At 71.6% G+C, this 11,548-nt stretch carries 13 protein-coding genes; 7 read left to right on the top strand and 6 right to left on the bottom strand.

Annotation, left to right across the window (positions count from 1 at the left end; all coding sequences use genetic code 11):
* Positions 1–264: 264 nt before the first annotated feature.
* Together ACWEV3_RS37640 and ACWEV3_RS37635 are read right to left on the bottom strand one after the other, a co-directional pair.
* Positions 265–1,194, bottom strand: coding sequence for an aminoglycoside phosphotransferase family protein (locus ACWEV3_RS37640; RefSeq protein WP_452618475.1), 930 nt, complete (start codon positions 1,192–1,194; stop codon positions 265–267).
* A 107-nt stretch (positions 1,195–1,301) separates the two neighbouring features.
* Positions 1,302–1,703, bottom strand: coding sequence for a hypothetical protein (locus tag ACWEV3_RS37635; RefSeq protein WP_452618474.1), 402 nt, complete (start codon positions 1,701–1,703; stop codon positions 1,302–1,304).
* Between the two features lie 201 nt (positions 1,704–1,904).
* Here ACWEV3_RS37635 and ACWEV3_RS37630 point away from each other — a divergent pair, with 201 nt between their 5' ends.
* From ACWEV3_RS37630 to ACWEV3_RS37610, 5 genes are all read left to right on the top strand, one after another.
* Positions 1,905–2,444 (top strand): RNA polymerase sigma factor, encoded by a 540-nt coding sequence (locus ACWEV3_RS37630; protein WP_452618473.1) that lies wholly within the window; start codon positions 1,905–1,907, stop codon positions 2,442–2,444.
* Positions 2,441–3,268 (top strand): zf-HC2 domain-containing protein, encoded by an 828-nt coding sequence (locus ACWEV3_RS37625; RefSeq protein WP_452618472.1) that lies wholly within the window; start codon positions 2,441–2,443, stop codon positions 3,266–3,268. The genes ACWEV3_RS37630 and ACWEV3_RS37625 overlap by 4 nt, the downstream gene beginning before the upstream one ends.
* A 35-nt stretch (positions 3,269–3,303) precedes the next feature.
* A complete protein-coding gene (locus tag ACWEV3_RS37620) occupies positions 3,304–4,122 on the top strand; it encodes an ATP-binding cassette domain-containing protein (RefSeq protein ID WP_452618471.1) in 819 nt (272 codons plus the stop codon).
* Positions 4,119–5,474 carry a hypothetical protein gene (locus ACWEV3_RS37615; protein ID WP_452618470.1) on the top strand — a complete coding sequence of 452 codons (1,356 nt, stop codon included), beginning with the start codon at positions 4,119–4,121 and terminating at the stop codon, positions 5,472–5,474. Before ACWEV3_RS37620 ends, ACWEV3_RS37615 begins: the two co-directional genes overlap by 4 nt.
* A 92-nt stretch (positions 5,475–5,566) precedes the next feature.
* A complete protein-coding gene (locus ACWEV3_RS37610) occupies positions 5,567–6,055 on the top strand; it encodes a hypothetical protein (RefSeq protein WP_452618469.1) in 489 nt (162 codons plus the stop codon).
* 199 nt (positions 6,056–6,254) lie between these two features.
* Here the strand turns inward: ACWEV3_RS37610 and ACWEV3_RS37605 are convergent, their stop codons facing one another.
* The 3 genes from ACWEV3_RS37605 to ACWEV3_RS37595 are packed head-to-tail and all read right to left on the bottom strand — an operon-like array spanning position 6,255 to position 8,460.
* A complete protein-coding gene (locus tag ACWEV3_RS37605) occupies positions 6,255–6,449 on the bottom strand; it encodes a ferredoxin (RefSeq protein ID WP_452618468.1) in 195 nt (64 codons plus the stop codon).
* 8 nt (positions 6,450–6,457) lie between these two features.
* Positions 6,458–7,273, bottom strand: coding sequence for an oxidoreductase (locus ACWEV3_RS37600; protein ID WP_452618467.1), 816 nt, complete (start codon positions 7,271–7,273; stop codon positions 6,458–6,460).
* A gap of 5 nt (positions 7,274–7,278) precedes the next feature.
* A complete protein-coding gene (locus tag ACWEV3_RS37595) occupies positions 7,279–8,460 on the bottom strand; it encodes a cytochrome P450 (RefSeq protein WP_452618466.1) in 1,182 nt (393 codons plus the stop codon).
* Between the two features lie 170 nt (positions 8,461–8,630).
* Here ACWEV3_RS37595 and ACWEV3_RS37590 point away from each other — a divergent pair, with 170 nt between their 5' ends.
* Entirely contained in the window at positions 8,631–9,335 is a 705-nt protein-coding gene (locus tag ACWEV3_RS37590) for a helix-turn-helix domain-containing protein (RefSeq protein ID WP_452618465.1), read from the top strand.
* Positions 9,336–9,342: 7 nt separating this feature from the next.
* On the opposite strand, the gene ACWEV3_RS37585 is transcribed toward ACWEV3_RS37590, so the two are convergent.
* Positions 9,343–10,341 carry an AraC family transcriptional regulator gene (locus ACWEV3_RS37585; protein WP_452618464.1) on the bottom strand — a complete coding sequence of 333 codons (999 nt, stop codon included), beginning with the start codon at positions 10,339–10,341 and terminating at the stop codon, positions 9,343–9,345.
* A gap of 125 nt (positions 10,342–10,466) precedes the next feature.
* Between ACWEV3_RS37585 and ACWEV3_RS37580 the strand changes: the two genes are divergently transcribed.
* Entirely contained in the window at positions 10,467–11,507 is a 1,041-nt protein-coding gene (locus ACWEV3_RS37580) for a TauD/TfdA family dioxygenase (protein WP_452618463.1), read from the top strand.
* The last annotated feature ends 41 nt before the right edge of the window (positions 11,508–11,548 follow it).

Here is an 11,548-nt window from a genome sequence, read left to right as displayed (position 1 = left end):
CGAGTTCTGGTGCCGGTAGGCGCCGCCGATGAAACACATGTGCAGCAGTCGATTCGCCGAACCAGGCCCGGATTCCGCACGGCCCCGGAACCGCGAAACTCCAGCCTTTAAGGTGTCCCTCAGCCCGAATTTTCGCCTGTGCGGAATCCGGGCCTGGTTCGGCGAATCGACTGCTGCACATGTGTTTCATCGGCGGCGCCTACCGGCACCAGAACTCGCTGCTATGGCGGAAGGGTCCGCGTTTCGGCGGAATCTTCCTCGGTGTCATCGGGAAGTTGAACGCGTCGGGCGTTCCAGCATGGCTTGCGCCATGGCGGCCTGGCTCGGCGCCAGAGAGGTCGCGCCGTCCTCGACGTCCCACAAGCTGTTCTGCAGCACGCGCCCGAGCGTCCAGCCCGCCGCGCGTTCGCGGTCCAGGCCGAGGGCTTCGGTGAGCAGGTCGAACCGCCGGTGCACGACGCGGATCGGGTCGCCGGTGGCCACCACCGCGTCCCACTCGCTGTCCAGGGCGGGCCACAGGTCGAACCCGGGGTCGCCCGCCAGCGGCTCCGGGTCGATCGCCAGCCACGGTTCCCGTTCGCCGGCGAGGACGTTGCCGTAGTGCAGATCCCAGTGCAGCAGCCGATCACCGGGCTCGTCGACCAGGTCGGCGACCGCGTCGGCGCACGAGCGCAGCATCCGTTGATCGGCCGGGTCGGTCAGCGCCGAAACCGCTTGGGGCGCCTGGGCGAGCATCTCGGCGGCGATCTCGCCGAGCCCGCGCAATCCCTCCGGCGCGGGCACGGCCGTCAACCGGCGCAGCAAGTCGGCGAGGATGCCCATCGCCTCGTCGTCATCCGCGACGGAGGTCGGGGTGCGTGAGCCGTCGAGGCGTTCCAGCAGCATCGTGCAGTTCGCCGGATCGTGGTCGAGGAGCCGCACGATCCCGCTGCCGTTCCAGGTCCGCAATCCGATGAGCGCAGCCCTGGTTTCCTCCTTGGGCAGCTGGAACCGCAGCACCGCGCGTTCCCCGCCGGCGCGGACCACGGGCACCACGAGCGAGGCTTCCCCGGCGGCGACGTTCCCGTCGGGAGTGAGGCCCCACTTCTCCAGGTACTCGGCGACCTGGCCGGGCAGTGCGGCGATCCAGGACCTCCCTGCTTCGCTCCCGCCGTAGGACGTCATCAGGGTGTCCGGAACGCCGAACGCGAGCATGTGGTGATTTCCTTTCGGGGCAGGGCTTTCCTGCCGGCCAGTGTACGGACCCGCGCGGCCGCGCCGCCGCAAGCGATCATTGCTGCTTGCGGTGGCGCGGGTTCCGGTCAGGCGTGGGTGACGACGAGGGTGACCCCGGCTTCTCCGCCGCAGTCGACGAAGACCGGGCCCACGCCGTTGCCCACGGTGTCGCTCAGCCGGGCCTTTGCGAGGAACCCGGCGGGGTTCGAGTCGATGATGCGCACGTCTTCCAGTACCGGCTTCTTTTCCGAGAAGCCGCTGAGCACGGCCTTGAGGCCGGTTCCGCCGCCGCAGTTGCCGGTGATGGTCACTTCCTGGCCCCGCCAAACGGGATTCGGGGCGACCTGGACGGTCGCCCGGGCCCCCTTCGGTGGGGTGGGGGCCGCGCCGGGCTCGGGCGTGGCGAACGCCCCACTGCTGGTGGCGATGATGATCGCGCCCGCTGCAACGGTCAATCCGATGGCGGCGAGAGCCTTCTTCTTCAGCACAACGACATCCTCAGATGTTGGTCCTATTAGGACTTGGTTGGTTTCCGTCGTCCCGCCGGTGTGGAGTCGGCCGTCCGGTGGGATCTGGCCGTAAGTCGCGCCGGTCGTCGCTCCGGGTTCTCATGAGTGATCTGTGTCACGTGAAGAACCCTGGGGCGCTTGGTCGTCGTCTTCCGGGGCGTGAGGGGAAACCGGGTGCCGATGGCTTCGCTGGACGAAGCGCAATTGGTCGGCCGCATCGCGCGAGGCGACCGCGCCGCCTTCGAGGAGCTGTACCGGCGCACCTCGCCGTGGCTGGCGCTGCGGCTGCGCCGCAGGTGCGCGGACGAGCAGCTCGTCGCCGAGGTCATGCAGGAGACGTATCTCGCCGTGTGGCGCGCCGGCGGGGCGTTCGCGGGAGATGCCGTGGGCGGCACCGCCGTGGGGTGGCTGTGGACCATCGCCGCGCGCCGCCTGGTGGACGGCTTCCGGCGGCAGGCCCGGTACGCGCAGGTGCGTGCGGCCGCCGCGGAGCCGATCAGCGCTCCCGCCGCCGAGGACGACGCGCTGGCCCACGAGGTCGGGGGAACGGTGGGCGACGCGCTCCGGCGGCTGGCTCCGGAGCTGCGGCAGGTGTTGCAGGCGATGGTGCTGGACGGGCTGTCGGTCCGGGAAACCGCGCTGCTGCTCGGTGTTCCCGAAGGAACGGTGAAAACCCGCGCCCGGCGGGCGCGGATTGCGATGCGGGAGGCGCTGTCATGAGGGCGCGCGAACACGACGGCGATCACCTCGCGGCCGACCTGGTGCGGCGCTACACCTGCGACGATCCCGCGCTCACGGTCGACGAGACCTGGGCCGTGGAAGCCCATCTCGAATCCTGCGCGGCGTGCCGGGGGCAACTGGCGTCCGGCATCTCCGGTGACGTGGCGGCGCTGCTGGAGGGCGTGTGGGCGGAGTTGGAGCCTGCGGTGGCCGCGAGCGCCCCGCAGCCCGCCGGGAACCGGTGGCTGCGGCACCTGCGCGCCTGGGCGTCGCCGGTGATGCTGCCGTGGTTCGGCATGACCGCGCTCGTGCTGCTGCTGGCCCTCGCTGTCGACACCTGGACCCCGTTGCTGCGCGAGGGATATCCGTCCATGGTGCTGCTGCTCGCGCCGGTGGCTCCGCTGCTGTGCGTGGCGGCGGCCTGGTCGCGCGGCCTGGACCCGGCGCACGAAGTGCTGGCAGGCGCCGCCCGCGGGGGAGTGGAGCTGGTGCTGCGGCGAACCGCGGCCGTGCTGGTCGTGGTCATCCCGATGCTGCTGGTGGTGGGCTGGGCGGCGGGCACTTCGCCGGCCCGGTGGTTGCTGCCCTGCCTGGCCTTCACCACGGGATCGCTGGCCCTCGGCAGCTTCGTCGGCGTCACCAGGGCGGCCGCCGGGCTCATCGCGCTGTGGGCCGGGGCGGTCGTGCTGCCAAACCTGTTCGCGGCCGGTTCGCTGCTTCCGCTGGAGCCGTCCGCCGCCCCGATCTGGGGTGCGGCTCTCGCGGTCGGCGGGGTGGTGCTGGCGGTGCGATCGCGCTCCTGCACCCGGCTCGACAGCCCGTGAACACAGAGATCCATTGTGGACTTGAGGAGGAGACGATGGCACGCGCGGTGAGCGCCGAGGAGATCGCGCCCACTACCTACGCCGCCGAGATCCGCGCAGAGGGGCTGCGGGTGCGGGCCGGACTGCGGCTGGCGGTCGACGGCCTGGACCTGTCGTTCGGCACCGGCGTGCACGGCCTGCTCGGCCCCAACGGCGCGGGCAAGACGACGCTGATGCGCGCCCTGGCGACGGTCGCCCGGCCCGCCGGCGGCACCCTGGAACTGCTGGGGCACCCCATCGGCCGGGGGCACGAGGTGCGCCAGGTGCGCCGGCGGCTCGGCTACCTGCCGCAGAACTTCGGGTTCTACCGGCGGTTCACGCTCCGCGAGTTCACCGAGTACGTGGCCTGGCTCAAGGAGGTCCCGAGGCAGGACCGGCCGGGCGCGGTGCAACGCGCCATCGAGCTGGTCGGCCTGGCCGACCGGGCCGACCACCGGATGCGGACGCTCTCCGGCGGGATGGTGCGCCGTGCCGGCATCGCCCAGGCCGTCGTCAACGACCCGCAGATCCTGCTGCTCGACGAGCCGACCGCGGGCCTGGATCCCGGGCAGCGGCTGCGGTTCCGCGAACTCCTGCACCGGATCGGCCAGGACACCTGCGTGCTGGTCGCCACGCACCTCGTGGAGGACGTCACCGCCGCGTGCGCCGACGTGACGCTCATCGACCGCGGTCGCCTGGTGTTCCGCGGAACGCGCGAGGAACTCCTCGGAGCGGGCAGCGAGAGCAGTCCCGGCGACAGCCCGGCGGAGCGCGGCTACTCGGCGCTGCTGGCCCGGCACCGGGGCGACGCCGAGCGACCCGGGGGATCCTGGTGAGCGCGCGGATGGTGCGGATCGACCTGCGGCGCTCCAGCGCGACGGCGACCGGCGCGGCGGTCTTCCTGGCAGCGGTGGGGTTGCTGTACCTGCTGACCAACGCTCCGTGGCAGAAGTCCACCGGAGCCTGGTACCTGCAATGGGATTCCTTCGTCTACTACCTGCGCTTCATGCACTTCGCGCTGGTGCCGGTGGCGCTCGGCGGCGGGGCTCTGCTGGGGACGCGCGACAGCCGCAGCGGGGTGGCGGAGTTGTTCGCGTCGGCGCCGCGACCCGCGTGGCAGCGGTCGGTGCACAGCGCCGCGGCGGTCGGCCTGGCGATGGTCGCCGCCTCGGCCGCGATCCTGGTCGCGGGCGGCGTCTCGGTGGTGGCCAACGGCGGCTTCTTCCACCTGGGCTGGCTGCCGGCCGCGGCGGTCGGAGCGCTGTCGCTGGTCGCGGCCGGCTGGCTCGGAATGGGCATCGGCCGGCTGCTGCCGTCGTTGCTGACCCCGCCGGTGGTGGCGGCCGCCGGGTTCGCGATCCTGATCCGCGCGCATGCCACGACGATCACCGCGGAGTACTACGCCGGGCCGGAGTCGAGCGTGCCGGAACTGCTGACACCGATGCTGGCGGGCACGACGCGCACCGCCTTCGTCGCCGTGTCGGACGCGGTGAGCGCGGTGCAGCTCGGGTGGTTCGCCGCGCTGGCGACGACCGCACTCGGCCTGGTGACCGCGAGCCGTCTCGGCACCCGGATCGCCGCGCTGCTGCCCGCCGTGCTCGGGCTCGTGGTGGCGTTGACCGCCTTGCCACGCGACGCCGACGCCGTCTACGTCCTCAACGGGGAGGCGACGGCGCTGGTGTGCACCGAAACCCGCGACGTGTGCGTCACCCGCGCGCACGCCCGCAAACTGGAAGGCCTCACCGGTCCGGCGCGAGAAGCCTTGTCCCTGCAGGACAAACTGCCGGATGCGCCGCGCGTCGTCGCGGAGATCCCGTCTCGCGGCAGCGTCCCGCACGTGCCGCCGGGCGTGCTCCCGGTGGACTTCGACGAGCTCGAACACGCCGGGGAGGACGCGCGGTCGGTCCGGATCAGCCTCCTGAGCGGCACCGTCCCGGGATGCAACGAGTGGTACGGCGACGAGTCGCAGGCCGCCCGCACGGTCATCGCGTCCTGGTTCGTCGACGAGTTCACGCCGCCGCGCGCCTACTTCGGCGGCGACGACGAGATCCGGGAGCTGGCGGAATCGTCCTGGCACGCCTTGCGCGCTCTGCCGCCGGAGACCCAGCCTCAGGTGGTCGTGCAACTGCGCGCGGCCATCCAGGCATGCCAACCCGATCCGCTCGCCGTCCTCGCGCCGGGCGGGTGATCCGTGTGCGAGGGCTGGCTTCGTACCTCCGTTCCCGGCGTGTCCCGGCGGCATGCGCCGTGGTCCTCGTCTCGACTGCCGCGGTGTGGGCATTGGGCCGTTGGAGAGCCGATCCGCCGACCACCGCCCGGCTCGTGGTCGCCGGGCTGGCGCTCGGGATCTCCGTGGGAGCGGTCGGTCTCGGCGGCGCGGACGCGGCGCTGGATCGCACCGCCGCGCTGCGCTGGCCTCCTCTGCGGGCGGGGCACGTCGTCGCGCTCGCCGCAGTCGTAGGCGGCGTTTTCGTTGCGGCGCAGGCGATCGGCGAGCAGCCGGTGCCGAACCTCGTGATCGTCCGGAACTGCGCGGGTTTCGCCGGGCTCGCCGCCTTCGGCGCCGCGTTCCTCGGGAACGCCCGCGGCTGGTGGCTCCCGCTGGGCTGGGCGTTGCCTGTCGCCCTGCCGCTTCCCCAGGACACCCCGGCGATGCAGATGCTCGCTCGGCCGATGGCGGAAGCGGGGGCGGCCGCCGCGACGATCACCGCGACGGCCCTCGCCGTGCTCGGCACGCTCACCTACGCGATTCGCGGTTACCGCGCATGAAGTCCACGTCGAGGTCGTTCCGGAACGGCCCGCCCGGCTCATCCCGAAGGTGCCTGACGCCGGATGGCGGTTTCGCGCGAAACCGCCATCCGGCCCTCACGCGGAGTGGCGATTTCGCGCGAAACCGTCGCCCTTGAGCCCCGGACGGCTACGTGCCCGCGTGCCGGAAACGACGCCTCAGGTGGCGATCAGCCGCGCATCACTCGTCCGCCTGGATGGCGCGGGTGGGGCACAGCAGGACGGCCTGCCGCACCGCCTCGTGGGTGTCCGCCGGGGGCTCCGGTTGCAGGAGCATGACGGTGCCGTCCTCGTCGCGCTGGTCGAAGACAGCTGGTGCCGTGAGCGCGCACTGTCCTGCGCCCGCGCACAGCTCGGTGTCGGCGGTGATCCACACGGGTTCTCCTACTTGATCGAGCGGGTGGCCAGTTCGTCGAATTCGCGATCCGGCAGCGACCTGTTGAGCTGCAGGAGCTCGTCGGCGAGCCGGCCGACCGCGTAGCGGGTGTCCGGGCGGTCGGCTTCGACGGCCTGCCGGATGGCCTCCGCGACGACGCCGGGTTCGGAGCCGTCGCCCAGCCCGGTTTCCCCGCGAAGGGCCATTGCCTCGGCCATGTCCCGATACGGCCCGCCGCCGGAGAATTCCCTCAGCTGCGCGGCGGTCTGATCCTCGAACTCGGTCTTGATGATGCCGGGCTGGACGATCACGACATCGATGCCGAACGGCTCGACCTCCATGCGGAGCGTGTCCGAGATGGCTTCGAGCGCGTGCTTGGACGCGTAGTACCAGGCGCCGAGCGGCAGCGAGATCTCGCCGCCGATCGACGAGACGTTGACGATCGTGCCGGACCGCTGCGCGCGCATGTGCGGGAGGACGAGCTGGACCAGCCTGGCCGGCGCGAGGAGGTTGACTTCGAGCTGATCACGCGCCCGGTCCAGCGGCACGTCCTCGATCGCGCCGTGCAGGACGGTTCCGGCGTTGTTCACGAGGACGTCGATCCGCTGCTGCTCGTCGAGGATCCTCGCGACCACGCGGTCGAGGTCCTCGCCGTCGCGCGCGTCCATCTCCAGGACGTGGCCGCCGGCGGAGCGGATGGCGTCCATCTTGTGCACGCGCCGCGCGGCGCCGTACACGGTGTGGCCGGCGCGCAGGAGTTCCAGCGCGGTGGCGCGGCCGATTCCCGATGACGCGCCGGTGACGAGGCAGACCTTGCTGACCACCTCCGCTACACCTCCCAGGTGACGGGCAGCCGGTGGACGCCGTAGATGAGCATGTCGGTCCGCATCGCCACGTCCTCGGCCGGAATCGCCAGGCGCAGCGCCGGGAATCGCGTCACCAGCGCGGGAAGCGCGACCTGCAGTTCCACCCGGGCCAGCTGCTGGCCGAGGCACTGGTGGATGCCGTGGCCGAACGCCACGTGCCCGCTGCTCGCGCGGAGCAGGTCGAGGACGTCGGGGTCGGCGAAGTGGCCGGGATCGCGGTTGGCCGCGGGGATCGAGACGGTGATCGTCTCGCCCGCCTTGATCTGCGCGCCGTGCAGCTCGACGTCCTCCAGCGCGGTGCGGATCGTGAACGGGATGATGCTCAGGTAGCGCAACAGCTCCTCGACCGCGCGGCCGGCGATGCCGGGGTCGTCGCGCAGGACGGCGAGCTGGTCGGGATGGCGCAGCAGCGCGAAGGCGCCCAGCGCGAGCATGTTGGCCGTGGTGTCCAGCCCGGCGCCCAGCAGCACGAACCCGATGTTGACCAGTTCTTCGTCGGTGAGGTCGGTGGCGGTGAGACCGCTGAGCAGGTCGTCGGTCGGCGCGGCGCGTTTGGCGAGCACCAGCTCGCGGACGAACTCGTGCACCGCGCCGTAGGCGGCCGCCAGCTGCTCCGGCGGCGAGTCCAGCCGGAACATGTCCAGCGCGTGCGCCTGGAAGCGCGCCCGGTCCGCGTAGGGCACGCCGAGCAGCTCGCAGATCACCTGCGCGGGGACGGGCTGCGCCAGGGCCTCCACCAGGTCCACCGGGCCGCCGTGCCGCTCCATCTCGTCGAGGTGCTGGGCCGTGATGCCCTCGATCTGCTCGGTCAGCCGGCGCATGCGGCGGACGGTGAACTGGCCGGTGAGCAGGCGGCGGTACCGGGTGTGCTCCGGCGCGTCCATGGCGTTGAAGATCCCGGGCGGCGCGGGCCGGTCGCTACCGGGGACGCCGGGAATCGGCGTGTGCCGCAGGTCGGGCCGCACGCTGAACCGCGGATCGGCCAGCACCTCGCGCACCAGGGCGTGGCTGGTCGCCAGCCACCCCTCGTGCCCGTCCGGGTAGCTCAGCCTGCTCAGCGGCGCCTGCTCGCGCAGCTCGGCGAGCCCCTCGGGCGGGTCGAAGGGGCGGTCGGCCGGCCGTGCGGTCGGCAGTGACGGGGTCATGCCGGTCTCCTTCCACGTGATTCGTTCGCGATGCGCGAAACGCTAGGACCGCATTTCGCGCGTTCGCAACCTGCTAATTCGGTTCTTCCAGGTAGGAGAAGTATGATCGGTGCAATGACGTTGATGCTGAATGCACCGGTGGCGCGACAAGTGGCGGAGTGGAGGCTGGGATGCCGGGAGGTCGTCTGACCCACGAGGAGCGTCGGCGGGTCGCCGCCGGACTGGCGGCCGGGCTCGGGTACGCGGAGATCGCCCGCGAGCTGGGGCGGCCGAGGTCGACCATCAGCCGCGAGGTCGCGCGCAACGGCGGGGTCCGGGGCTACCGGGCCAACCAGGCGCAGCAGGCGACCGCGTGGCGGGCCCGGCGCCGCAAACCGGGCGGGCACCCGGAAATCCCGGCCGCCGACACCGACGGGCGCGACCCGCGGTCGGTCCGCGAGTTCGAGGAGCGGTTCGTCGGCATGATGGTCGAGACGGGGCTTCCGGCGATGATGGCCAGGATCCTCGCCTACCTGTTCACCAGCGACACCGGCAGCGCCACCGCCGCCGAGCTCGTCGCCAGGCTCCAGGTCAGCCCCGCGTCCGTCTCCAAGGCCGTCGGCTGGCTCGAACAGCGGGGCCTGGTCGGGCGCGAGCGCGACGGCCGGCGGGAGCGGTACGTGATCGACGAGCACGTCTGGTACCAGGCGTGGCTGGCCAGCGTCGGGTCGATGGCCAGGTGGGCGGACCTGACCGGGCAGGGCGCCGATCTCCTCGGCGGAGCCACCCCGGCCGGGGCCCGCCTGGGCGCCACGAGCCGGTTCTTCCAGCACCTCGGCCGGGACATGGTCCAGGCCGCCGAGCACTGGCGCCAGACCCTCTCCACCCAGCCCTGACGGCGGATCACCGGCGGCTGCGCCACTGGCTGGGACTGCACCCGAACCGGCCCCGGAACCAGCGCGAGAAGTTGCCCGGTGTGGAGAAGGACAGCAGTTCGGCGATCTCCGTCATGCTGTACCGCCGGTTCCCCACCAGGTTCTCGGCCAGTTCGGCCCGCGTCGCGTCGAGGATCGACGAGAACGTCTCGCCCGCGTCGGCGAGGTGGCGGTGCACCGTCCTGCGGTCCACCCCGAGGCTGCGCGCGACCTGTTCGACCGAGCAGCGACCGGTGGGCAGCAGGATCTCGATCAGCTCGCGGACCCGGCTGGACGTCGTCGTTTCCCCCTGCACATCAAGGGAATCGAGGATCTGGTAGGCGTAGTTGCGCATCTGCGGGTCCGACCGCTTGTTGGGCACGTCGAGGTCGTGGGCGTAGAACGTGATCCCGTTGAACTCCTGCTCGAACTTGGCCGTGGGGCCGAAAACCCTCCGGTGGGTGCTCGCGTCGGCCGGTGCGCGGTGCGTGAAGCAGACCGCGATCGGCTGCCAGAGCGATCCGAGGAAATCGCGCAGGAGCCGGTGCAGCGTGCCGAGGGCGAGCTCGGTGGCCTGCCTGGTCTCGGTCTGCTCGCCGAGTTCGAAGCCGACGCGGATGGTCGCCAGGCCGTTGCGCACGACCATGTGCATCCGCAGGGCCTCGTTGTACATGTGCTCGTGGCGGATCAGGATCGTCAGGGCACTGCGGACGTCGGGTTCCTCGCGGATGACCAGGCCCAGCGGGCCGAGGTTGGCGAAGCGGCGGCGTTCGGCCAGCTGCAGCGCGAAGTCCTGGTGCCCGGACTCCGCCGCCGACCGTTCGAGGAGCCGGATGACGGACACGGCCGGGATCCACCTGTCCTGGAGCGCTATCCCCGCCGGGTCGAGTCCGACGCCGCGCATCAGCCGGGTCGGCTCGATGCCGACCGAGTGGCTGACGTCGATGTAGCTGTTCAGCGAGGCGTAGCGGGCGAGGGGCTTCATCATCACTCTCCGCGATGTCACCAAGTGATAATCATCGTGTCCCGTGAGGATAAGACCTGGTCCTCGTCGACGCATAATGTCGCCTCCATCACAGCCGATCCCGCTCCGAGATTCCGATGGAGAACGTCATGGCCGAACCAGCGACGCAGTGCGGCTCCCCGGCGATCGGGACCCCGTCCGCCGATGTGCTGCGGGAGCCGTGCCGGACTGCTGCGGCGTGGCGGGCGGCCGACCTCGACGACCCGGCCGAGTGGCGTTTCGAGCTCTCGCCGTCCCACCTCGACGAGCTGGACTCCGCGCTGAAAGCGGTGCGGAAGAACGGGATCGTGCTCCTCCGGATCACCAGCGAGCGGTTTCCCCTTCCCTCACTGGGGGCGGAGCTGCGACGCATCGCTCGTGCGCTGGAGAACGGGCGCGGTTTCGCCGTGATCAAAGGACTTCCCGTGCAGCGGTACGACGATGCCGAGATCAACACGCTCTTCTGGGGAATGGCCCAGTACCTGGGTTTTCCGGTCTCGCAGGACTCCTTCGGGCGCAAGCTCGGCCGCATCCCGGGTGCGGCGGCGGGGCCGGAACCGCGGACGGGTGGCTCGGATGTCGCGGCGCTGCTGAGCCCGCGGCTCGGCGGGCGCAGCACCGTGGTGAGCTCGGCGGCGCTGTACAACGAGCTGCTGGGGCGGGATCCGCTCCTGGCCGAACGGATGTACACGCGCTTCGGGTTCGACCGCTGGGGCGAGCAGCTCCCAGCGGAAAGGCCTTACCGCTCGGTTCCGCTGGCGTGCTGGTGCGACGGCAAGCTGAGCGTCCGCTACGCCCGGCGCGACATCGAGTCGGCCCAGCGGTACCCGGAGGTTCCCCGGCTGGAACCCGCCGACGTGGCGCTGTTCGAGCTGATCGACGGGCTCGCGGCCGCGGCCGAATTCCGGTTCGGCTTCGACGTCGAGCCCGGTGACATCCAGCTGTTCAACAACTACGCGGTCCTGCACGCGCACGCCCAGGGCGGCGGCATCGCGGGCCCGGCGGCCGACGACCTCCTGCGCCGGCTCTGGCTGACTCTCCACAATGGACGCAAGTTGCCGCCGGACTTCACCTGGGAGACGGCCGGGTACGGCGGTCCGCGGGGGCGCGGGGGAGTGACGCCCCGGGACGTCATCGCCCGGTCGAACTGACCGGGCGGACAGGGAAATCAACCGAGCAACGGCACGGGCGA

It is taken from the genome of Saccharopolyspora sp. NPDC003752, from assembly GCF_053605825.1.
Note: the sequence above shows the minus strand (reverse complement) of the source record. Positions and strands in the feature narration are given on the sequence as shown.

Coding starts and splice junctions, on each gene's coding strand:
- ACWEV3_RS37640 (WP_452618475.1), bottom strand. CDS start 1,194: ATGCTCGCGTTCGGCGTTCCGGACACCCTGATGACGTCCTACGGCGGG.
- ACWEV3_RS37630 (WP_452618473.1), top strand. CDS start 1,905: ATGGCTTCGCTGGACGAAGCGCAATTGGTCGGCCGCATCGCGCGAGGC.
- ACWEV3_RS37625 (WP_452618472.1), top strand. CDS start 2,441: ATGAGGGCGCGCGAACACGACGGCGATCACCTCGCGGCCGACCTGGTG.
- ACWEV3_RS37620 (WP_452618471.1), top strand. CDS start 3,304: ATGGCACGCGCGGTGAGCGCCGAGGAGATCGCGCCCACTACCTACGCC.
- ACWEV3_RS37595 (WP_452618466.1), bottom strand. CDS start 8,460: ATGACCCCGTCACTGCCGACCGCACGGCCGGCCGACCGCCCCTTCGAC.
- ACWEV3_RS37590 (WP_452618465.1), top strand. CDS start 8,631: ATGCCGGGAGGTCGTCTGACCCACGAGGAGCGTCGGCGGGTCGCCGCC.
- ACWEV3_RS37585 (WP_452618464.1), bottom strand. CDS start 10,341: ATGATGAAGCCCCTCGCCCGCTACGCCTCGCTGAACAGCTACATCGAC.
- ACWEV3_RS37580 (WP_452618463.1), top strand. CDS start 10,467: ATGGCCGAACCAGCGACGCAGTGCGGCTCCCCGGCGATCGGGACCCCG.